This window comes from Streptomyces sp. NPDC006309 (assembly GCF_040613095.1).
Lineage (GTDB): Bacteria > Actinomycetota > Actinomycetes > Streptomycetales > Streptomycetaceae > Streptomyces.
On the sequence record NZ_JBEXRO010000023.1, the window covers coordinates 20159 to 41208 of the forward strand.

The 21050-nt window shown below is 73.9% G+C and carries 18 protein-coding genes and 2 pseudogenes; 12 read left to right on the forward strand and 8 right to left on the reverse strand.

Features of this window, described 5'->3' with window-relative positions; translation table 11 throughout:
• Positions 1 to 147 precede the first annotated feature (147 nt).
• A complete protein-coding gene (locus tag ABZ117_RS26040) occupies positions 148 to 372 on the forward strand; it encodes a hypothetical protein (protein WP_356824214.1) in 225 nt (74 codons plus the stop codon).
• A gap of 112 nt (positions 373 to 484) precedes the next feature.
• Here ABZ117_RS26040 and ABZ117_RS26045 read toward each other — a convergent pair whose 3' ends face one another.
• Complete coding sequence (locus ABZ117_RS26045; RefSeq protein WP_356824215.1) at positions 485 to 1075, reverse strand: hypothetical protein; 591 nt, start codon at positions 1073 to 1075, stop codon at positions 485 to 487.
• A 205-nt stretch (positions 1076 to 1280) separates the two neighbouring features.
• Between ABZ117_RS26045 and ABZ117_RS26050 the strand changes: the two are divergent.
• From ABZ117_RS26050 to ABZ117_RS26065, 4 genes and pseudogenes are all read left to right on the forward strand, one after another.
• Positions 1281 to 2436: pseudogene (locus ABZ117_RS26050) on the forward strand (exo-alpha-sialidase).
• 568 nt (positions 2437 to 3004) lie between these two features.
• Positions 3005 to 3682: a uracil-DNA glycosylase gene (locus ABZ117_RS26055; RefSeq protein ID WP_356824216.1), complete on the forward strand. Its 678-nt coding sequence runs from the start codon at positions 3005 to 3007 to the stop codon at positions 3680 to 3682.
• Complete coding sequence (locus tag ABZ117_RS26060; RefSeq protein ID WP_356824217.1) at positions 3679 to 4677, forward strand: BadF/BadG/BcrA/BcrD ATPase family protein; 999 nt, start codon at positions 3679 to 3681, stop codon at positions 4675 to 4677. Before ABZ117_RS26055 ends, ABZ117_RS26060 begins: the two co-directional genes overlap by 4 nt.
• 124 nt (positions 4678 to 4801) lie before the next feature.
• On the forward strand, positions 4802 to 5728 hold the full coding sequence (locus tag ABZ117_RS26065; RefSeq protein WP_356824218.1) for a hypothetical protein: 927 nt from the start codon (positions 4802 to 4804) through the stop codon (positions 5726 to 5728).
• A 120-nt stretch (positions 5729 to 5848) separates the two neighbouring features.
• On the opposite strand, the gene ABZ117_RS26070 is transcribed toward ABZ117_RS26065, so the two are convergent.
• Entirely contained in the window at positions 5849 to 6886 is a 1038-nt protein-coding gene (locus ABZ117_RS26070; RefSeq protein ID WP_356824219.1) for a lactonase family protein, read from the reverse strand.
• Positions 6887 to 7102: 216 nt separating this feature from the next.
• Entirely contained in the window at positions 7103 to 8623 is a 1521-nt protein-coding gene (locus tag ABZ117_RS26075) for an FUSC family protein (protein WP_356824220.1), read from the reverse strand.
• A gap of 231 nt (positions 8624 to 8854) precedes the next feature.
• Between ABZ117_RS26075 and ABZ117_RS26080 the strand changes: the two genes are divergently transcribed.
• From ABZ117_RS26080 to ABZ117_RS26090, 3 genes and pseudogenes are all read left to right on the forward strand, one after another.
• Entirely contained in the window at positions 8855 to 9331 is a 477-nt protein-coding gene (locus ABZ117_RS26080; protein ID WP_356824221.1) for an Lrp/AsnC family transcriptional regulator, read from the forward strand.
• 38 nt (positions 9332 to 9369) lie between these two features.
• Positions 9370 to 10043, forward strand: a pseudogene (locus tag ABZ117_RS26085) (HAD family phosphatase).
• Between the two features lie 106 nt (positions 10044 to 10149).
• Complete coding sequence (locus ABZ117_RS26090; protein WP_356824222.1) at positions 10150 to 11652, forward strand: MFS transporter; 1503 nt, start codon at positions 10150 to 10152, stop codon at positions 11650 to 11652.
• A 66-nt stretch (positions 11653 to 11718) separates the two neighbouring features.
• Here ABZ117_RS26090 and ABZ117_RS26095 read toward each other — a convergent pair whose 3' ends face one another.
• Entirely contained in the window at positions 11719 to 12495 is a 777-nt protein-coding gene (locus ABZ117_RS26095; protein ID WP_356824223.1) for a LysR family substrate-binding domain-containing protein, read from the reverse strand.
• 132 nt (positions 12496 to 12627) lie between these two features.
• Between ABZ117_RS26095 and ABZ117_RS26100 the strand changes: the two genes are divergently transcribed.
• Together ABZ117_RS26100 and ABZ117_RS26105 are read left to right on the forward strand one after the other, a co-directional pair.
• Positions 12628 to 13026 (forward strand): DUF5997 family protein, encoded by a 399-nt coding sequence (locus tag ABZ117_RS26100; protein ID WP_356824224.1) that lies wholly within the window; start codon positions 12628 to 12630, stop codon positions 13024 to 13026.
• Positions 13027 to 13269: 243 nt separating this feature from the next.
• Positions 13270 to 14085 carry a LuxR C-terminal-related transcriptional regulator gene (locus ABZ117_RS26105; protein ID WP_356824226.1) on the forward strand — a complete coding sequence of 272 codons (816 nt, stop codon included), beginning with the start codon at positions 13270 to 13272 and terminating at the stop codon, positions 14083 to 14085.
• A 26-nt stretch (positions 14086 to 14111) separates the two neighbouring features.
• Here the strand turns inward: ABZ117_RS26105 and ABZ117_RS26110 are convergent, their stop codons facing one another.
• A complete protein-coding gene (locus ABZ117_RS26110; protein ID WP_356824227.1) occupies positions 14112 to 14534 on the reverse strand; it encodes a secondary thiamine-phosphate synthase enzyme YjbQ in 423 nt (140 codons plus the stop codon).
• A gap of 220 nt (positions 14535 to 14754) precedes the next feature.
• Here ABZ117_RS26110 and ABZ117_RS26115 point away from each other — a divergent pair, with 220 nt between their 5' ends.
• Positions 14755 to 15831 carry an NAD(P)-binding domain-containing protein gene (locus ABZ117_RS26115; RefSeq protein ID WP_356824228.1) on the forward strand — a complete coding sequence of 359 codons (1077 nt, stop codon included), beginning with the start codon at positions 14755 to 14757 and terminating at the stop codon, positions 15829 to 15831.
• 12 nt (positions 15832 to 15843) lie between these two features.
• On the opposite strand, the gene mltG is transcribed toward ABZ117_RS26115, so the two are convergent.
• Together mltG and ABZ117_RS26125 are read right to left on the reverse strand one after the other, a co-directional pair.
• Positions 15844 to 16740 (reverse strand): endolytic transglycosylase MltG, encoded by an 897-nt coding sequence (mltG, locus tag ABZ117_RS26120; protein WP_356824229.1) that lies wholly within the window; start codon positions 16738 to 16740, stop codon positions 15844 to 15846.
• Positions 16741 to 16783: 43 nt separating this feature from the next.
• Complete coding sequence (locus ABZ117_RS26125) at positions 16784 to 18586, reverse strand: ABC transporter ATP-binding protein (protein WP_356824230.1); 1803 nt, start codon at positions 18584 to 18586, stop codon at positions 16784 to 16786.
• Between the two features lie 114 nt (positions 18587 to 18700).
• Here ABZ117_RS26125 and ABZ117_RS26130 point away from each other — a divergent pair, with 114 nt between their 5' ends.
• Entirely contained in the window at positions 18701 to 19150 is a 450-nt protein-coding gene (locus ABZ117_RS26130) for a MarR family transcriptional regulator (protein WP_356824231.1), read from the forward strand.
• A gap of 81 nt (positions 19151 to 19231) precedes the next feature.
• Here the strand turns inward: ABZ117_RS26130 and ABZ117_RS26135 are convergent, their stop codons facing one another.
• Positions 19232 to 20884: a peptide-N4-asparagine amidase gene (locus tag ABZ117_RS26135; RefSeq protein WP_356824232.1), complete on the reverse strand. Its 1653-nt coding sequence runs from the start codon at positions 20882 to 20884 to the stop codon at positions 19232 to 19234.
• Positions 20885 to 21050 lie beyond the last annotated feature (166 nt).

Sequence of the window (21050 nt, forward strand, 5' to 3'; positions counted from 1 at the left end):
CGCGCTCGCCCGGGGAGGACCACGTGTGCACGCCGCGCCGCCCTGCCCGGGCTGCGCCGGCTCGCCCGGTCGGGGCCGGCGCACGAACGGATACCGGCCGCGTGCGCGCTGTGGCGCGTCACCGCCGGGCCGGGTCCCGTTCGGCCCGTGTTCCGGGCGGCCCGGGCGGAGGCCCCCCACACCCGGGTCCCCGTCGCCCGCTGCCTCACCATGATGGGCCCGGCCGCCACGCCGCTCCGCGACCTGCTCACCTCGGAACTGACCGCTCCGCACCGCCAGATGACCGGCGGCGAGGGTGCGTACGGGGGTCATGACGTTCCGGCGGACGAGGAGTGGGTACGGCTGTGCCGCGAGGTGCCGGCGGCCCTGTAGGGGCGCGCCGGGGACCACTGCGGCCGGGGACCACTGCGGCCGCTTGGGGGCAATCGCCCCGAACCTACTGCCCCACCACGGAACCGGAAGATCCCCCGACGCACCGGCCGTCTCAGACCATGCGGCCCCACTGTGGACCGAGGCGGGCCCACTCCGTGTCCCAGGCGTCCAGGCGGCGGCGCTCCAGGCGCGCTCGTGCGGCGAGGCCGCCGACGAAAGGTACGGCGGCGGTGCTCACGCCGACCAGGAGCCCTATCAGGGTGGCCCGGAAGGCGGCCTCGGACGCGGTCGTGGGACGGCTGACGAGGTGGCCCCGCGGATCGGTCCAGACGGTGACCGGCGTGCCGGGTCCGACGCCGGGCTCCACCCGGACCCGGCCGGTGTGGGCGGAGCCGTCGGCCGTGGTCCAGCGGACCTTGGCCCAGAACCGCTCACCGGCGGAGGCGTGGCCGGCGGGGCGGGACGCCCCCGGGATCCGCGCGGCGACCCGGGCGACAGCGGGGCGCCAGGTGGCACGCTCGCGGGCGAGTCCGTGCTCCACCGAGCGGGCCGCCGCCAGGCCGGCCGGCACTCCGGCCAGGACGGTCAGCAGCAAGGTGCCGAGCACCACCCAGGCCTCCAGCACGTCGGCCCGGCGTTTGAGCGGGTTGCGCCGCCAGCGCCACAGCCACACCTTCGGACCACGGAACGCCTTCAAGGGCATCCTCCTCACGAGCGCACCGACCGGCCGGACCGCCCTCCCATACGGGAGAGATCGCTCCGTTGCTCACGACGAGCCGTCTCCCCGACGGTCGCACGAGACACCCCTCTCGCGCAGGCGCATGCCGCAACGGGCCCGGCCGATCTTCGCCCCGGGCCGGCGACACGACTGTGACCTGCGGTGACACCTTCGCCGGGGGAGAGTGTCAGTGGTGGGGTGCACACTGGCCGATATCTGACGGCTACCTGGACGAAGACGTCCCGGAGGTGATCGGCATGGCCGAGGTACTGCTCGCGGTGGGCACCCGAAAAGGCCTGTTCATCGGGCGGAAGCGGGGCGGTGGCCCCTGGGAGTTCGACGAGAGTCCGTATTTCAACGCGCAGGCGGTGTACTCGGTCGCGATCGACACCCGGGGCCCACGGCCCCGGCTGCTGGCGGGCGGTGACAGCGCGCACTGGGGCCCGTCGGTGTTCCACTCCGACGACCTGGGCCGCACGTGGACCGAACCGGCGCAGCCGGCCGTCCGGTTCCCCCGGGACACCGGCGCCTCCCTGGAGCGCGTCTGGCAGTTGCACCCGGCCGCCGCCGAGCCCGACGTGGTGTACGCGGGCACGGAACCGGCGGCGCTCTACCGCTCGGTGGACCGAGGTGAGAGCTTCGAGCTGATCCGGCCGCTGTGGGAGCACCCGACCCGCTCGCGGTGGGTGCCGGGCGGGGGCGGTGAGGGCCTGCACACAGTGCTCACCGACGCGCGCGACCCCCGGGCGGTGACCGTGGCCGTGTCGACGGCGGGGGTGTTCCGCACGGCGGACGGCGGGGCGAGCTGGGCCCCGTCCAACTCCGGTGTGTCCGCCGTCTTCCTGCCCGATCCGAACCCGGAGTTCGGCCAGTGCGTCCACAAGGTCGCCAGAGACGCGGGTCACCCGGACCGGCTGTATCTCCAGAACCACTGGGGGGTGTACCGCAGCGACGACGCGGCCGGGCACTGGACCGACATCGGCGAGGGCCTGCCGTCCACGTTCGGCTTCGCGGTGGCCGCGCATCCGAACCGGGCCGGCACGGCGTACGTCTTCCCGATCAACGCCGACGCCGACCGGGTGCCAGCCGGGCACCGCTGCCGCGTCTTCCGTACCGCGGACGCGGGCGGCACGTGGGAGCCGCTGACCGAGGGGCTGCCGGAGGAGGACCACTACGGCACGGTGCTGCGGGACGCCCTGTGCACGGACGACGCCGACCCGGCGGGGGTGTACTTCGGCAACCGCAACGGCGAGGTGTTCGCATCGGCCGACGACGGCGACAGCTGGCGGCTGCTGGCCGCCCATCTCCCGGACGTGCTGTGCGTGCGGGCGGCGGTGGTCGGCTGAACGGGCGCGCGGGCGACGGTGGCCGGTTGAACAAGACTCGCGGGCGACTGGGAGCGGCTGAGCGGGGTCCGGGGTGACTGTGGCCGACTGAACGGGGCTTCGGACGCCGACGGCCGGCTGAACGGGGCTTCGGACGCCGACGGCCGGCTGTGCGGGCGGGCAGATGCCGGTGTTCGGCTGAACGGGCTCGGGGGCCGCAGTCGCCGGTAGAGCGCGGCCCGCGGGTGACTGCGGACGGCTGAACGGGGCTTCGGACGGCGACGGCCGGCTGAGCGGGCGGGCGGGCAGATGGCGGGTGACCGGCTGAGCGGGCGGGCACATGCCGGTGGTCGGCTGAACGGGCTCGGGGACCGCGGTCGCCGGTAGCGCAAGGCTCGCGGATGATCGTGGCCGACTGAACGGGGCCCGGGACGGCGACGGCCGGCTGAGCGGGCGGGCGACGGTGGCCGGCGGGCGGGCGCGCGGGGTGGTCGGTGGTCGAACGGGCGCGCGGGATCATGGGCGCCCGCCGGTCGTCCTCCGGCCATCGGTTGATCGCCGGCGGGTGCGCGGCAGTAGGGTGACGCCCGTGGCACCACGACCCTTGCATGAGATCGTCGAAGCGGGCTGGGCGAAGGCCCTGGAACCCGTCGCCGGACGGATCGCCGAGATGGGCGACTTCCTGCGCGCGGAGATCGCCGCGGGACGCACCTACCTCCCGGCCGGACCGAACGTCCTGCGGGCCTTCCAGCAACCCTTCGACGAGGTGAGGGTGCTGATCATCGGTCAGGACCCTTATCCCACCCCCGGGCACGCGGTGGGCCTGTCCTTCTCCGTCGCGCCCGAGGTGCGTCCACTGCCGCCGAGTCTGATTAACATCTTCCGCGAGCTGAACAGCGACCTGGGGCTGCCCCAGCCGTCCACCGGCGACCTCACGCCGTGGACGCAGCAGGGCGTGCTGTTGCTCAACAGGGCGCTGACCACCGCGCCGCGCCGGCCCGGGGCGCACCGTGACAAGGGCTGGGAGGCGGTGACCGAGCAGGCGATCCGGGCCCTGGCGGCGCGTGGCAAACCGCTGGTGTCCATCCTGTGGGGCCGCGACGCCCGTAACGCGCGTCCGCTGCTGGGCAGTCTGCCGGCAGTGGAGTCCGCGCATCCCTCGCCCAGGTCGGCGGACGGCGGGTTCTTCGGCTCGCGCCCGTTCAGCCGGGCCAACGACCTGCTGATCCGGCAGGGCGGCCAGCCGGTGGACTGGCGCCTGCCGTGACCTCACCGGGTTTCCTGGCCGTGGACTCCGGCGGTTCGGGCCTCCGGGTCGCCGTCGGTGTCCCCGAGCGGGAGACCCTGGTCCGGCGGGAGATCCGGGAACCGGTGCGCACCGGTGCGCGCGGCATCGATCCGGAGCATCTCCTGGCGCAACTCCTCCCGGTGGCCCCTGCCATGGCCGCCGAGGCGGGGGTGGGTCTGCTGGACACGGCTGTCGTCGGCGCCGCCGGGTTCGCCACCCTGGGCGACGCCCTGCGGGCCGAACTGCCCGGCGCCCTGGCGCGGGAGCTGGGTGTGCGGACCGTGGCGCTCGCCGCGGACGCCGTCACCGCGTACGTCGGTGCCCTCGGACCTCGTCCGGGCGCGGTGCTGGCCGCGGGCACCGGGCTGATCGCCGTCGGCACGGATCTGCGGGACTGGCGGCGGGCCGACGGCTGGGGGCACCTGCTGGGCGACTGCGGCGGCGGAGCCTGGATCGGCCGGGCGGGCCTGGAGGCGGCGCTGCGCGCCCACGACGGCCGGGACGGCGGCTCCGCGCCGCTGCTGGCCGGTGCCGAACGGCAGTTCGGCCCGGTGCGCGGGCTGCCCGGCCTGCTCTACCCGCGCACCGACCGGCCCGCCTTGCTCGCCTCCTTCGCGCCCCGCGTGGCCGCGTGCGCCGGGCACGATCCGGTCGCCGCGGGCATCCTGCGCGCGGCTGCCCGGCACATGGCCGAGTCCGCCGTCGCCGTGTGCCCGGCCGCCGGGACGCCCGACGTGGCCCTCACCGGCGGTCTGTTCGCGATGGGCGACCCGCTCCTCGTACCACTGCGCGAGGAGTTGGCGCGCAGGCTGCCGCACGCGCGGCAGGTACCGGCCGAAGGGGACCCGCTGGACGGCTCGGTGCGGATCGCCCGGGCGCTGTCGGCCGGCCGGCTCCCGCTGCCGGCCGAAACGGCCATGCTGTGCGTGATCCGCGACCTTCACCAGCGGTTTGTTCCCGGTCGCGGCCCGTGATCGGTGAAGTCGGCCCTGAACAGGCGTCAGTCATACGTAACTCATCAGACAAAACCGGACGGATACCGCTCACCTGCACCCTCCCCAAACGGCGTAGCCCGATGAGCCAGTAACATTCGGCGCCATGAGCTCCCCCACTGGACCCGCGTCCGGCCTGCCCGTACGAATGCCGCGACCCCGCCAGCCCGGACGCCACCGCCGCCCGGAACCGCTGGTGGCTCCCGAGGGCGCGCCGGCGCTCGTCCTCGCGGTGCCTGGCGTGCCCAGCGCCGCCACGCGCAGCCTCGCCGAGGAGGTCGTGAGCATCGCCCGCTCCGAGCTGCCCGGCCTGGATGCCCGGATCGGGTACCTGGACGGGGACGACTCGGAGTTCGCCACGCTCCGCTCCGTGCTGGCGGGCGCCGCCGAGGAGCGCACCGCCCGCTACGAGCGGGCCGTCGCCGCCGGGGCCGAGGGGGTCAGGGAGCCCGACGGCCCGGTCGGTGTCGTCGTCCCGCTGCTGGCCGGTCCGGACGGCGCGCTGCTGCGTCACATCCGTCAGGCCGTGATGGACAGCCGGGTCGCCGCGGAACTGACCGATGTCCTCGGCCCGCACCCGTTGCTCGCCGAGGCGTTGCACGTGCGGCTGTCCGAGGCGGGTCTGGCCCGTGCCGACCGTGCCCGGCTGTTCACGGTGGCCACCGCCGCCGACGGCATCATCCTGGCCTCCGTGGGCGGCGAGGAGGCGGTGCAGGCGGCCGGCATCACCGGCATGCTGCTCGCCGCGCGCCTGGCCGTGCCGGTGATGGCGGCGGCGCTGGACCAGGAGGGCTCCATCTCCTCGGTGGCCGAGCAACTGCGTTCCTCGGGTTCGCAGCAGCTGGCCCTGGCGCCGTATCTGATCGGCCCGGAGATCGACCCGGCGCTGACGGCCGAGGCGGCAGCGGAGGCGGACTGCGCCACGGCCGAGGCGCTCGGCGCGTACCCGGCGATCGGCAAGCTGGCCCTCGCCAAGTACACGACGGCGCTGGGCATCGCCCCGCAGCAGGCACAGGGCGCGCCGGTCCGCTGACCCGCCGGCGTCCGTACGAAGCAGGGCCTGCTCCGGTTGCGGAGCGGGCTCTCGCCGTGCCGGAGCGGAACCTTCGGCGCTTTCCGAGCGGGCCCTTCGCCGTGCCGGGGCCCGGCGTGCTCAGCCGAAGACGACGCAGGAGGCCGCGGTGACCCGCACCGAGCCGTCGTAGCGGGGCAGGCCCGTCGCCTGGTCCACGGTGAACCAGGTCACGTCCCCGGAGCGTTCGTTGGCGGCGTACAGATGACCGTCGTGCTCGGCCAGGGCGCGCGGCCAGTGCCCGCCGCAGGGCACCGTGCCGGTCAGCCGGAGGCTGTCGGTCCCAACGGCGAGTACCGACAGGACGTCCTCGCCGCGGGTCGCGGTCCACACGAAGCGGCCGTCGGGCGAGACGACGATCCCGGAGGGGTAGGCGTCCCCGGCGGGGGCGCCGGGCAGCAGGGGCACCTCGGTGAGCGGCTTCAGGGAGCCGGTGACGGAGTCCCAGCGGCAGACGGTCACGGTGGGGGTCAGCTCGTTGACCACGTAGGCGTGCTCGCCGTCCGGGTGGAAGGCCAGGTGGCGTGGGCCGGAGCCCGGGCGCAGGGCGGTCTCGCGGTGCACGGCGGGAGTTCCGTCCACGAGGGTGCACACGCGGACCGAGTCCGTCCCGAGATCGACGCTGACGGCCCACCGGCCGCTGGGGTCGGCCTGCACCTGGTGGGCGTGCGGGCCGCGCTGGCGCCGGTCGTGCGGTCCCGAGCCGCTGTGCCGGAGCCGGCCGGAGGCCCTGGCGGCGAGGGTGCCGTCGGGGCGCAGCGGTACGGCGGTGACGCTGCCGCAGCCGTAGTTGGCGGTCAGCACGTGCCCGGCGTACAGGCCGAGGTGGGTGGGGCCGCTGCCGTCCACCGGCACGGGCGCGCCGGCGGGTTCCGGCCGGTCGCCGGTGACGCGGTAGGCGGCGACGGAGCCCTCGGCCGTCTCGCTGACCGCGTAGAGTGTGGCGCCGTCCGGTGACAGGGTCAGGTAGGACGGGTCGGGCAGGTCGTCCGCGGCGGCGACGACGGTGAGGGCGCCGCCGTGCGGTGCCACCTCGGCGGTCACCAGTCCGGGGCCGCCCGCCGCCGTGAACGAGCCGATGAACGCCCGGCGTCTGCCCGGCCTGCCGCCCTGTGCCACCGCTGTCCCCTCTCGGTCGAGCCAGTCCGGGGCCGACGGTAGCAGCCCCTCACCTGCGGTCTAGACCAAGAGGGGGCGGCAGACCGGTTCTTCACGCGGACGTGACACGCCCGTGCGCCCGGCAGGGCGTCGGCACGGGCCCCGCAGGAGCCGGCGCGCGGGCACCCCGCCATGCGGCACCGTTCAGCGGCGCACGGCAGGTCGCGGTAGCGGGTGTCAGAAGCCGTCCGGCCGTCCGGCCAGGGCCTCCGCTCCCGCCGGCCTCGGCCCGGACGGCGTCCGCAGCGGTTCGGCGAGGGCGGCGAGGGCGCGTTCCAGGCCGTGCAGGTGGGCCAGGACGGGCTCGGCGGGCGATTCGGCGGGGCGGTGGAGCGGTTCTCCGCGTCCGGCGGTGAGGGCCTCGACGGCGGTCTCGACACGCCAGCAGGCGGCGGCGAGGCGCGCGTCGTGGGAGGCCTCCGGGTCGGCGGCCACCGCCACCAGGCCCCTGACCTCGCGTGCGCAGTCGTCGAGCAGCGCCAGGACCCGGCGGGCGCGCGCCTTGCGGGCCGGCATCGGGTTCAGCGGATGGACCAGCGGCGCCACCGAGAGCCGGACGCGGCCGAGCAGCTGCTCCAGTTCGGCGACGCGCGGCGCGGGGTCGGCCGTGGTGGAACCGGCGAGGCGTGCCGCGGCCTCCGCCGTGCAGGCGTGGACGCAGCGCAGGGCCCGCTGGATCCAGGCGTCGGTGGTGGCGTGCGTGGTGACCGGCAGCACGAGCAGGACCGCGAGCGCGGCACCGAGTGCGCCGACGCCGGTCTCGGCGAGCCGCAGCCCCAGCAGTCCGGGGCTGAGGACGCCGAGCAGGCCGTAGAGCAGTTCGGCGAGCAGCGTCACCCAGAGCATCATCCAGGTGTAGGAGACGGCGGCCGTGTAGAAGATGCCGAAGACGCAGACCGCGACCAGGGCGGCCGTCGGGACGGGCGCGCCGTGCAGGGGGACGGCGACGAGGAGGCCGAGGCCGATGCCGATCACCGTGCCGAGGACCCGGCGGAAGCCGCGTACCAGCGTCTCGCCGCGCGAGGCGGTGTTGACGAAGATCCACCAGGTGGCGCCGACGGCCCAGTACCAGCGCTGCCCCGACAGCAACTGCCCGGCGACCAGCGCGAACCCGGCACCCGCGGTCGCCTGGACCGCCTGCCGTGTGGTCACCCGGGCCAGCCCGGTCGCGCCGGGCGGGGCGGGTACGACGGCCGGGGGCAGCCGGCGCTCGTAGCACCACGCGCCGAAGCGGACCGCCGCCGCGCTCAGCACGGACAGCAGGACGGCGGCGTACAGCTCGGGCAGCTGGGCCGGCGTGGCGTGCAGGAACTGGGCCACGAAGAAGGTCATGAAGGCGAACACGCCCAGGCTGTGCCCCCGCGGCCCCCAGCGGCGCGCGTACACGCCGGCGCCTACGACGGCGAGGAAGGCCAGGTCACGGGCGACGGGGATGTCGTGCAGCGCGGCCGCCACGGCGAGCACCGGCAGGCCCACGGCGGGCAGCAGGGCGGTGGTGACCGCCTGGCCGCGCACGGTCGGGTCGGCGACGGTGAACAGGGCGAGGAGGGCGGCGAGGCCACCGGCGACCGCGCCGGTGAGGGAATGTCCGGCGCCGAGACAGACCACGACCGCCAGTCCGATGCCGAGGACCGCCCGTGCGGCGAAGCGCAACCGCCCCCGCCCCGGGTCCGGAGCCACGAACATCCTCTTCAGCACTGCTGCCCTCCCCTGGGAAACACCGGTACGGAAAAGGCGCCGCGGGGATCCGCAGCGCCATCGACACCCCCATGAGAGCATCACGGAGTTCGCTGGCTCAAGTCTTGCTCGAATCACTGGTCCATTGGCCCTGTGACGGAAGGACAGAGACGGCTGACGGAATGCCAACGGACCAGGTGGGAAGGTCCACGCCCCCTCCCGTGACCTGGGCCATTGGTACAGTCGTACGTCATGGCCGTGGACGAACTCGACACCCGCATCCTGCGACTGCTTCTCGAGCAGCCGCGCACCAGCGTGCGCGAGTACGCCCGCCTCCTCGGTGTCGCCCGCGGCACGCTCCAGGCCCGGCTGGACCGGATGGAACGCGATGGCGTGATCACCGGTACGGGTCCTTCCCTCTCCCCTGCCGCCCTGGGGCATCCAGTGCTGGCGTTCGTGCACATCGAGGTCACCCAGGGCCATCTGAACGACGTGGGCGACGCGCTGGCCGCCGTACCGGAGATCGTGGAGGCGTTCTCGATCACGGGTGGCGGAGACCTGCTCGCGCGCGTGGTGGGCCGGGACAACGCCCATCTGGAGGACGTGATCCAGAAGCTGATCAGCCTCCCCGGCGTCGTGCGCACCCGCACGGAGGTGGCCCTGCGCGAGCGCGTTCCCTACCGGCTGCTGCCCCTGGTGGAGTCGGTCGGCCGGGCGGCGCGCGCCTGACGGTCGGCGTCATGGACGCCATGAGCGATGCGGACGCCATGAGCGGTCTCGGCATCCTGTCGGTCATCTTCGATCTCGACGGGCCGCTGGTGGACAGCGAGCCGAACTACTACGCGGCGAGCCGGCAGACCCTGGCCGAGCACGGTGTCCCGGTCCACACCTGGGCGGATCACGAGGACCACGTCGGCGTCAGCACCCGGGAGTCGGCGGCGATCCGGCGGGAACGCCACGGTCTGCGCGCCCCGGTGGACGACCTGCCGGCCCGCGCGAACCAGCGCTGTCCGGTACCTGGCCCGCGCCGGCCACGCGCGTGTACCCGGAGATGCGCGCACTCGTCGAATCCTGGCCGCCGAGACCGCGCCGATGGCGGTGGCCTCGGGATGCTTCCCCGAGGCCACCGAGGCCGTCCTCGCGGGCACTGGCCCGGACGCCTTCCTGCGTGCGCACGGCGGTCCCGGCCGACGAGGTCCCGCGCGGCAAGCCCGGCCCCGACGTCGTCCTGGAGGCGGCTCGCCGGCTCGGCGCGGGGCCGGCCGACGGCGTGGTGCTGGAGGACACGGCCCCCGGTGCGGCCACCGCCCACGCGGCCGGGATGCGCTGCGTCCCATTTCCGCACGTCCGTGACCGGGCGGACGCCCCCGAGTTCGCCACGGCGGCCCTGCTCGTACGGGGCGGCCGGCAGGAGTTCACGGCACGTTCGCTGTACGCGTGACTGAGGGACGCGGCGCGCTGAACGGTGCTCCGGACGGGCGCCGGTGCGGGGCCGGCTCGCCGAGCCTCACCGTGCGGGGTGGGCCGTGGCTGCATAGCGTGACCCCATGAGCACAGTTCAGGCCCGGCCCGCCCCCGACGAGCGGCGGTGGAAGGCGCTCGGGGTCTGTCTCGCAGCGGGTTTCATCTCGCTTCTCGACACCTCGATCGTGAACGTGGCACTGCCCTCCATGGAACACGGGATGGGAGCCTCCCAGGCCGCCCAGTCGTGGGTCGTCTCCGGGTACGCCCTCACCTTCGGGCTCGCCCTGGTCCCGGCGGGCCGGCTGGGTGACATGCGCGGACGGCGTCAGGCCTTCCTGGTCGGGCTCGCCCTGTTCACGGTGGCCTCGGCGGCGTGCGGGCTCGCCCCCGGCCCCTCCTGGCTGGTGCTGTTCCGGCTGATCCAGGGCACGGCCGCGGGCATGGTCGCACCGCAGACCTCGGGGCTGATCCAGCAGATGTTCCAGGGCGCCGAACGAGCCAAGGCCTTCGGGCTGCTGGGCAGCGTCATCGGCGTCTCGACGGCGGTGGGCCCCCTGGCGGGCGGCCTGCTGATCGACGCCGTCGGCACCGACGACGGCTGGCGCTGGGTGTTCTTCGTCAATCTGCCGATCGGGGTGGCCGCCTTCGTCGCGGGACTCCGGCTGCTGCCCCGCTTCGCGGTACCGGCGGGAAAGCGCGAGGAGTTCGACCCGATCGGCGTACTGCTGCTCGGCGCGGGTGTCGTCGCGCTCATGCTGCCCCTGGTGCAGGAGCAGCAGTGGACCGGGCGGGAGAAGTGGGCGCTGATGCCGGTGGCCGTGGTGCTGCTGGGCGCGTTCTGGGTGTGGGAGAAACGGCAGGGCCTGCGCGGGCACGCCCCGCTGGTGGACCTCGCGCTGTTCTCCCTGCGGTCCTTCACCCTCGGCTCCCTGGTCAGCCTCTCGTACTTCGCGGGCTTCACCACGGTCTTCTTCGTCTACACGCTGTATCTCCAGAACAACGTGGGGTACAGCGCGCTCGACGCGGGTCTCAGCGTGCTGCCCTTCGCGGCGGCCTCGGCGGTCGGAGCGGCGGTCGGCGGCCGGCTGGTGCTGCGCTACGGCCGCACCCTGGTCGTGATCGGTCTGAGCGGGGTGGCACTGGGACTGCTAGGCGTGGTCGCGGCGGTCGAGCTGGTGCCCGGGCGGGGCGTGGGGTGGGCGTCGGCGCTGCCGATGCTCATCGGAGGCATCGGCTCCGGTCTGACCGTCTCCCCGAACACGACCCTCACCCTCACCCGCGTCCCGGTCCACCGTGCGGGCGCGGCGGGCGGCGTCCTCCAGACGGGCCAGCGCGTGGGCTCGGCGGCCGGGATCGCCGTGGTGGGCGCGGTGTACTTCGCTCACCTCGCCAACCACGGAAGTGCCGGTACGGCAGTCCAGCTCGGGCTGCTCACCGCCGTGGGGATCATCCTGGCCGCACTCGTGCTGGCAGTCGCCGACCTGCGGGAACGCCATGTGCATCCGGAGCCGGGCAGGGCCGGGGAGACGCTCCGGCGGGGTTCGCAGGAGGGCGGCACCGAGGAGCGGGTCCGGGGCGCCTCCTGACGCCCGGGCCGGGGGGGCGGGGCGCGGGCCGGAGACTCCGCGCCGAGGCGGCGGCGGGCGCCGGCCTCACGACCTGCGGCGCGGCTTTCCCCGCTTGGCCGGCTTCGCGCCGCCGGTGCGGGCGCGTGCCGTACCGCCCGCCGACTTGGCCCGCGCCTTCGCCGCGGGGGTCTGCCGGCCGCCGCCCTGTCCGGAACGCTTGGGCGTCCGGTCGGCCGGCGGGTTCGCCGTCGTACGGCCCCGGGTGCTGTTGACGGTGCGCCCGCGGACGATGCCGATGAAGTCCTCCACCAGGTCGGTGGTGGCGTCCTCCGGCCAGGACAGGGCGACGCTGGAGTGCGGTGCGTCGGCGACCGGCCGGTAGGTCACGTCCCTGCGGTGGTGGAGACGGGCCAGGGACTGCGGGACGATCAGGAGGCCGACGCCGGCCGCGACGAGCTCGATCGCGTCCGCGGTCGTGGCGGGCCGTTCGAAGGCCGGTTCGCCCGGCGGGGCGTCCCAGTCGAAGAGGTCGTCCAAGGGGTGGAAGAGCACCTCGTCGGCGAGGTCGGCGAGGGTCACCTCCTCCACCGCCGTGATCACGTGATCCTTGGGGACGACGACGACCGATGTCTCCGTGTACAGCGGGATCGCGCTGAGGTACGTACGGTCGACGGGCAGCCGGACCAGCCCCGCGTCGACCTCACCCGCGCGCAGCGCCCCGGGCGCCTCGGCGGCCTCGACCTGGACGAGGGTGAGCGGGACGCCGGGCCGGCGCTCGTTCCAGACCTTCACCCATTTGGCGGGCGTCACTCCGGGAACGTACGCGAGCCGGAACGACGGTGATTCCTCCGAGCCTGTCACCAGCCCAGGCTACCGTCCGCCACCGGCCTCCCTCACCGCCCTCCGCCGCGCCGCCCCCGGCACCGCCCGCTCCCGGCCCTCGCCCCGCAGGCGTGGTCAGGCCTTGCGCACGCGGCCGATACCCTTGACCTCATGAAGTCGCAGCAGAGCACCCAGACGATGAAGCCCGCGACCGCGGCGAAGAAGCTGGGTGTGTACCTCCCCGCCACCCCCGCCTCCTTCCAGGAGGGCGTGGTTTCGCGTGCCGAGCTGAACGAGCTCCAGGCCGACCCGCCGGAGTGGCTGCGCGAGCTGCGGAACAACGGCCCCCACCCGCGTCCGGTGGTCGCCGCCAAGCTGGGCGTGTCCATCGCGGGCCTGTCCCGCGGCGGGGTCACCGAGCCGCTCACCACCGAGCAGATCGAGGCGCTCAAGCAGGAGCGTCCCGAGTGGCTGGAGAAGGAGCGCGCCACCCAGGCCGAGGTCCGCAAGGAGGCCGCGCGGATCAAGAACCTGAAGCAGGAGAAGGAGAGCGGCGCCGAGCGCGGCTGACCCGTCCGCCCGTCCGCGACGCCCTTCGGCTCTGCCGGGGGGCGTCGTCCGTTGCCGGGCGCGTCGCCGACGGCACCGGACGGGCCGCCGTTCCCCCGTGCCGGCGGCCCGTCGGACGCAGTGCGTCCGCGCAGGCCGGTGTCGCCGGGTCGAAGTCTGTACCAGCCGGGGACCGCCGGGGTATGCGTACAAGTACGTACGCCCGCGGAAGGACGGGCGGGCAGGGCGACCGGAGAGGACCACGTGGGGCTGGACAGGGCCTACGAGCGCATGGCGGCCGTCGCGGTGACGGCGCTGCACGAACGGGAACCCGAGCGGCTGTGGCCCCTGCTGGCCGGGACGCTGGCGGACCTGTGCGGCGGTGAGGCGGCCATCCACAAGCTGGACGACTGGAGCGAACGCGAGGGCACGCTCGGTACGGTGCCCGACGCCGCCGCCGCGGAACTGGCCCGGCTCGGCGACGCCGACCTCGCTCTGCTGCGCGCCGGCTACCCCTTCGCCCGCCACTACGCGGCCCGGACCGACCGCTCGCCGGTCACCGCGCACCGGGCGGTCGGCGGCACCTGGCCGGACAGTCCCACGGCACGCCTGCTCGCCGGAGTCCTCGACGTCGACCACGTGCTGGGCGTCCCGCTGCCGGGCAGCACCGCCCCGATCACCGGCTGCCTCGTCTACCGCGCCGGGACCGACTTCACCGACGACCACCTGGTGATGGCCGAGCGGGCGCAGCCGCTGCTGGCCGCCGTCGAGCGGCAACGGCAGTTGCTCCAGGAGTGGCGGCGGGCGCTCGGTGCGGCCGGGTCGCCGGACCAGCGCGCGGCGGACTGCGCGCTGACCCCGCGCGAGACCTCCGTCCTGCTGCTGCTCACCGACGCGCTCACGGCCGACGCCATCGGCCGACGCCTCGGCATCTCGGTCCGCACCGTGCACAAACACGTCGAGAACATCTACCGCAAACTGGGCACCCGCGACCGCGTCGGCACCGTGCTGCGTGCCCAGCGGCTCGGCCTGGTGCCGGCGCCGCGGCCACCCGGGGTGGCCCGGACCCGCTCCACGTGACACGTGGAGGGGCTGGTCCGGTCGGGTCAGCCGAGGAAGCTCAGCCGCACCCGGCGATCGGGGTTGTCCTTGTTGGTGTCCACCAGACACACCGACTGCCAGGTGCCCAGTTCCAGACGGCCGCCGATCACCGGGAGGGTCGCGTGCGGCGGGACGATGGCCGGCATGACGTGGTCGCGGCCGTGGCCGGGGCTGCCGTGCCGGTGCTGCCAGCGGTCGTCGGCGGGGAGCAGGGTGTGCAGGGCCGCGAGGAGGTCGTCGTCGCTTCCGGAACCCGTCTCGATGACGGCGATTCCGGCGGTGGCGTGCGGGACGAAGATGTTGAGCAGGCCGTCCCGGCCGGCGGCGGCCTCCCGCAGGAACTCCTCGCAGTCGGCGGTGAGGTCGACGACGCGTTCCCGGGAGCCGGTGGAGACGTTCAGCATGCGCGTGGTGAAGGCATCGGACATGCCCCCATCCTGACCCATACGCCGTTTCTCACACGCCGTGACAGCGTCGAGTTCCGCTTGCGACGATCCATGGCCTGCGCGCGCCGGCGGACGTCGGATCTGATCGCCCTCGGCCACCGGACCGACGCCGTTCGCCCGGCCGGGCACACCTGTCCGGTGGTGGGCCCCGGCGCGCCATCCGGTCGGGAAGATCCGTGCGGGCCGGTCCGTTGAGGGAGGCGTGAACGCAACGCGCGAGGTCGAGGTCGTCGTCGCAGGTGCCGGTCAGGCGGGTCTGGCCGGCGCCTATCATCTGCGTCACAGCGGCTTCGAGCCCGACCGCGACTTCGTCGTCCTGGACCACTCCCCCGGGCCGGGCGGCGCCTGGCAGTACCGGTGGGCGTCGCTGACGTACGGCAAGGTCCACGGGATGCACGCGCTGCCCGGCATGGAGCTGACGGACGCCGACCCGTCGCGGCCCTCGGCGGACGTGATCGGAGAGTACTTCGACCGGTACGAGCGTGCCTTCGACCTCCGGGTACGGCGCCCCGTCGGCATACGCGCCGTACGGGAGGGCGACGGAGGACGGCTGCTCGTGGAGACCTCGGACGGAACCTGGTCGACGCGGGCGCTGCTCAACGCGACCGGCACCTGGGACCGCCCGTTCTGGCCGCGCTACCCGGGCCAGGAGGATTTCCGCGGGCGGCAGCTGCACACGGCGCAGTACGCCGGACCCGAGGAGTTCGCCGGGCAGCGGGTCGTGGTCGTGGGCGGCGGGGCCTCGGGCACGCAGCATCTGCTGGAGATCGCCCCGTACGCCGCCGCGACCACCTGGGTCACCCGGCGACCCCCGGTCTTCCGGGACGGGCCGTTCGACCAGGAGGCGGGCCGTGCTGCGGTCGCGCTGGTCGAGGAGCGGGTACGCCGGGGGCTGCCCCCACGCAGCGTGGTCTCGGTCACCGGGCTGCCCCTGAACGACGCCGTCCGGCAGGGTCTGGCCGACGGTGTGCTGGAACGTCAGCCGATGTTCGACCGGATCACCCCCGACGGCGTGGAGTGGCGGGACGGCCGGCACGTGGCCGCCGACGTGATCCTGTGGGCGACCGGTTTCCGGGCCGCGCTCGACCATCTGACTCCGCTGCGACTGCGCGAGCCGGGCGGCGGCATCCGCGTCGAGGGCACCCGTGTGGTCGCCGATCCGCGGATCCATCTCCTCGGCTACGGCCCCTCCGCCAGCACCGTCGGCGCCAACCGCGCCGGGCGCACGGCCGTCCGGGACATCAGGCGGCTGCTGGCCGGGGAGCCGATCGCCGCGTGACCTCGCGCCGCGTCAGCGGACCGGGGGCTGCGCTGAGGCCGGGGACTGCGCCGGGCTGCCGCTCGGCGGCTGTGCCGTGCCCGCGGGCCGGTGCAGGGCGTTGAACTCCGCCACGTTGCTCAGGTGCGCGGCGTAGTCCGCGGTGAAGCGGGTGTCCCCGGGTTTGACGGTGACGAAGTACAGCCAGTCGCCCGGCGTCGGGTTGAGGACGGCGCGCATCGCGTCGTCGCCGGGGTTGCCGATCGGTGTCGGCGGCAGACCCATGCGCTGGTAGGAGTTGTAGGGGCTCTCGATCCGGGTGTCGTCCTGGCTGGTGCGCAGGGTGCTGCGGTTCAGCGCGTAGTTGAGGGTCGAGTCCATCTGGAGCGGCATCCCGCGCTCCAGCCGGTTGAGGACGACCCGCGCCACCTTGCCCATGTCCTCCTTCGTCGCGGCCTCGGCCTGGACGATGCTGGCGATGGTGACGGCCTGATAGACGCTCATCGCGGTGTGCTGGGCCCCGGCCGCGACGGGTGCGCCGTCGTACTTCCTGTTGGCGGTGTCGACCATGAGCTGCACCAGGGACTCGGGCGTCGCCCCTTTCCGGATGGGATACGTCGCGGGGAAGAGATAGCCCTCGGGGTTCCCCTCGGCCTCGCCCGGCAGTTTCAGGGCGGCCTTGCCGAGGGACTTGCGGGTGCTCCCCGGCGGCAGCTCGAGCGCCTTGTCGACGGCGTCGTAGACCTGGCCGGCGCGCCAGCCCTCCGGGATGACCAGCGCGGCGGGCTTGGTCTCCTCGTGGAAGTCCACCAGCGTCAGCAGCGGCACCGCCACGGCGGTGCCGGCGACGACGGCGCCGGCCACGACGAGGGCGAGTCTGCCCCGGCGTGTCAGTCGGATCCTGCTCCGTGGCGGAATCTTCGTCTGCATGCGGGCACGGTAATACGCATATCGTCACAAACCTGGCATCTGTTCAGCTTGTCGGTTGCAGTTGCGCGTCCCGGCGCACCAGGGCCGCGTACCGGCCGTCCAGCTCCAGCAGTTCCTCGTGCGTGCCGCGTTCGGCGACCCGTCCGGAGTCCAGCACCACGATCTGGTCGGCATCGCGGACCGTCGACAGGCGGTGGGCGATGGTGATCGTCGTCCGGTCGGCCGAGAGCGCGTCGATGGCCTGCTGTACGGCGGCCTCCGTGCGGGTGTCCAGCGCGCTGGTCGCCTCGTCGAGGATGAGGACCGGCGGGTCGCGCAGGATGGTGCGGGCTATCGCCAGACGCTGCTTCTCCCCGCCGGAGAAGCGGTGGCCGCGTTCGCCGACGACCGTGTCGTAGCCGTCGGGCAGCGCGGCTATGTGGTCGTGGATCTGTGCCGCCCTGGCCGCCGCGTACAGCTCCTCGTCGTCGGCGTCCGGCTTGGCGAAGCGGAGGTTGTCGGCGACGGAGGCGTGGAAGAGGTACGTCTCCTGCGAGACGACGCCGACCGCGCGGGCGAGGGTGTCGAAGTCGAGGTCGCGGACGTCGACGCCGTCCACGGTGACGCGGCCGCCGGTGACGTCGTACAAGCGGGGCACCAGACAGCCGAGCGTGGACTTGCCGGCGCCGGTCGGGCCGACGACGGCGAGGCTGCCACCGGCGGGGACGGTGACGTCGATGCCGTCGAGGACGGGGCCGCCCTTGCCGTCGTAGCGGAACTCGACGCCCTCGAAGCGGACTTCGCCCTTGATCCGGTCCAGCCGGACGGGCCGCTCGCTCTCGGTGATGTCGACGGGCAGGTCCAGGTACTCGAAGATGCGCTGGAAGAGCGCGAGCGACGTCTGGATCTGGACGCCGGTCGCGAGCAGGCTCACGGCGGGGCGGAACAGGCCCTGCTGGAGCGAGACGAAGGCGACGATGGTGCCGAGGGAGACCTCGGGACCGCCGAACCGGAGGGCGAGGCCCGCGGTCCAGTAGATGACGGCGGGCATCGCGGCCATGACGACGGTGATCACGGCCATGCGCCAGCGGCCGGCCATGTTCGATCTGATTTCCAGGTCGACGAGGCGGTCGGACTCCTCCGCGAAGGACGCGGTGAGCGAGTCGGAGCGGCCCATCGTGCGGCCGAGCAGGATGCCGCTGACCGAGAGCGACTCGGTGACCGTGGCCGCCATCGCGGCCATCTGTTTCTGCCGCTGGGTGGTGATCTTCTTGCGTTCGTTGCCGACCCGGCGGCTGATCCACACGAACGCCGGCAGCAGGAGGAGGGAGACGATCGTCAGCCGCCAGTCCAGGGCCGCCATCGCGACGATCGTGGCGACCACGCTGGTGACGTTGGAGACCAGTGAGGTGGCGGTGGAGGTGACGGTGGCCTGCATGCCGCCGATGTCGTTGGCGATGCGGGACTGCACCTCGCCGGTGCGGGTGCGGGTGAAGAAGGCCAGCGACATGCTTTGCAGCCGGCCGTAGACGGCGGTGCGCAGGTCGTGCATGACCCGCTGGCCCACCGTGGTGGAGATGAGCGTCTGGAGCACGCCGAAGACGCTGGACAGGACGGCACTGACGATCATGCCGAGCGCGAGCAGGCTCAGCAGCCCGGTGCGGCCTTCGGGGATCGCGACGTCGAGGGTCTCCCTGAGCAGGAAGGGCGTGGCCACCGACGCCAGCGAGGAGGCGCCGACGAGCAGGCCGACGATCAGGAGACGCCCGCGGTAGGGACGGAAGAGCTTCAGGATGCGGCGCACCTGCCGCGGCTGCTCGCCGGCGTCGGCAGGTGGGGTCCAGGCGGGTTCACGGTCGGGGTGCATGGGCTCCTACGGAGGTGAGCGGACGCCGGTCAGGGGTCGGCCGGCGATGTCTGATGGATCGTAGCTCATTGTTACCTATACTCACAATGAACGGCGTCCTGATATTGTTCCCGCATGACCACCCCCGATCCCGACGGCCTGCTCGCCGAGCAGTTGCTACGGCTCACCCGCCGGGTGCACCGCATCCAGAAACGCCATCTGGAACAGCATGACCTGGGCATCACCCCGGCGCAGTCCCGGTTGCTGCGCACCCTCGCGCACTACACCTCCCCGCCGCGCATGGCCGATCTCGCCGAGCGCCTGGAGGTCGTGCCCCGCGCGGTGACGACGCTGGTGGACGGGCTGGAGGCGAGCGGCCGGGTGCGGCGGGTGGCGGATCCGGCGAACCGGCGCGTGACCCGGATAGAGGTGACGGACGAGGGCCGCACCACTCTGCGTGAGCTGCGTGCCGCGCGCCGCTCGGCGGCCGAGGAGATGCTCGCTCCCCTGACGGAGAAGGAGCGCCAGGTGCTCGGGGTGCTGCTCGACGCACTGATCGACGGGGACGCCCCGCAGTCCTGCTGACCACCGCGGCCCCGCCCCCGGACACGGGACGGGGCCGCCGGCGGCCGCCACGGGGAGGCCGGGCGCCCTGGGGCGCGCGTCTCAGCAGCGGCCGCGGTCCTGCGTCAGCACGCCCTGGACCGTGGTCAGCGAACGGTCGTGGCAGCCGTCCGGACCGAGGAGGCGGTAGTGCTCCGTCGAGGTGCCGACCGCGTGCCGCTGGTCGCGCGGGACATCGGTCGTGTACGCCGCGTCGCCGCTGTAGGTGTCGTCGAGCCGCGACCACGCGGTGCGCCGGCCGCCTTCGCTGACCACCGCCGAGGCCCGGTCACCGAGGGCCAGCACGGTACGCAGCCGGCTGTCCGCGCCGAGGGTCGTGGCGCCGTTCATGGTGTACGTCCGGTGCGTGTGCGTCGTCCGCACGGAAACGCTCCCGGGTCCGCGTCCGGCACCGCGCCCCTGGCCGGGGCCGGGGCCACCGACGGTGACGGTCTCGTCGTCGGCCCAGCTCGCGTCGAGTCCGTCCGTGGTCTCGTCGTCGGTCCAGCGGTGGACGGAGCTGTTGGCGAGCGTCCGGCTGACGGTGGTGGTCACGCGGCCGTGCGAGGTGTCGAGGTAGCCGGAGACGGTGAGCCGGTGCCCGGCCTCGGTGCGCACCCGGTTCTGCGGGCCGGGCGTGTACACGGAGGAGTTGGCGAGGCCGGTCGCGGTGCGCGTGGTGAGCGCGCCGGTGAGCCGGGCGCGGTGCGCGTCCTGCCAGACCAGGACGTTCACGGGGGTGCTCCAGCCCTGTTGGCCCGCGGACACACCCACGACGGAGACCTCCACGCGGTGCGGGCGGCCGTCGTCGAGCAGGCCGGCGAAGGGCGTGAGGTCGTACTCGACCGGCCGCACGTCGAAGGCGCGCGGCGCCGGGAGCACGTACCAGAGGAAGGGGTTGGACCAGCCGCCGGTCCACACGTGCGGGTAGGGCGCGGCGATGCCGGCGAGCCGGCCGTCGACCTTGATCTGCACCTCGCGGTACGGGCCGTGGCCGGCCTTGCAGGAGTACGACGCCGGGTCGGCCACGGTCAGGTACCAGAACTCCTCGCAGCCGCCGCCCGATCCGGTCGCGTAGACCTCGGCGACGATCCGTTCGCTGTTGCGCGGCGTGGTGAGGGTCGTGCCGTCGGAGGTGTCGGCGAGGGTGAGGACGCGGTCGGGGGCCGGGGCGGCCGGACGGCCCGCGTAGAAGGTCAGGGTGACGTGTACGTCGATGACACCGGTGTACGTGTCGTCCACGACATTGCCGATCAGCATCTCGACATCGCGGGCACGGCGGAAGGTGTCGCTGTAACGGGTGACGTCCTTCTCCACCTGCCACTCGATGCCGTCGGGCGAGGGCTCCGGGGTGGAGGTGCGCAGCACCTCGACGCCGCCGACCCGCAGATAGCCGAGACGGTCGTACTGGCGGCCCTTCACCTTGCCGTCGAGGCGCAGGACGACCTTGCTCCAGCGGTCGCCGCAGCCCTCGGGGGGTGTGTAGGCGCCCCGGTAGGGGGTGAAGTCGCGGAACCGCACGTCGGCGAGGGTCACCTGGCAGGACCGGGTGTGCGGCCGGCCGACGGGCGGGGCCGCGGTCATCGGGTCGTGCCAGTCGGCGCCGAACTCGGCGGGTACGCCGGCGGCCCGGGCGGCCGGGGTCCCCGTACCGAAGAGCGCGCTCGCCAGCAGGGTCGCCCCGGCGAGCATGGACATGACTATCCGTCTTCTCATGGCCGGTGTTCTACGGGCTGGGGGCGGCACCCGCAATGACGCCTCGGGCAGACCGGCGCGATGAGGACGGTCTACCTGCCTCCGTACGAGCACCCACTTGACGGACATTCAGTGATACGAGCGTATCTTCCTGTCATAGTGCCGCCATGGAGATCATGACCGCCGC

Bases quoted from the DNA above. Each gene is read 5' to 3' on its own strand.
- ABZ117_RS26045 (WP_356824215.1), bottom strand. From the start codon at position 1,075: ATGCCCTTGAAGGCGTTCCGTGGTCCGAAGGTGTGGCTGTGGCGCTGG.
- ABZ117_RS26065 (WP_356824218.1), top strand. From the start codon at position 4,802: ATGAGCTCCCCCACTGGACCCGCGTCCGGCCTGCCCGTACGAATGCCG.
- ABZ117_RS26080 (WP_356824221.1), top strand. From the start codon at position 8,855: ATGGCCGTGGACGAACTCGACACCCGCATCCTGCGACTGCTTCTCGAG.
- ABZ117_RS26090 (WP_356824222.1), top strand. From the start codon at position 10,150: ATGAGCACAGTTCAGGCCCGGCCCGCCCCCGACGAGCGGCGGTGGAAG.
- ABZ117_RS26100 (WP_356824224.1), top strand. From the start codon at position 12,628: ATGAAGTCGCAGCAGAGCACCCAGACGATGAAGCCCGCGACCGCGGCG.
- ABZ117_RS26110 (WP_356824227.1), bottom strand. From the start codon at position 14,534: ATGTCCGATGCCTTCACCACGCGCATGCTGAACGTCTCCACCGGCTCC.
- mltG (WP_356824229.1), bottom strand. From the start codon at position 16,740: ATGCAGACGAAGATTCCGCCACGGAGCAGGATCCGACTGACACGCCGG.
- ABZ117_RS26125 (WP_356824230.1), bottom strand. From the start codon at position 18,586: ATGCACCCCGACCGTGAACCCGCCTGGACCCCACCTGCCGACGCCGGC.
- ABZ117_RS26130 (WP_356824231.1), top strand. From the start codon at position 18,701: ATGACCACCCCCGATCCCGACGGCCTGCTCGCCGAGCAGTTGCTACGG.
- ABZ117_RS26135 (WP_356824232.1), bottom strand. From the start codon at position 20,884: ATGAGAAGACGGATAGTCATGTCCATGCTCGCCGGGGCGACCCTGCTG.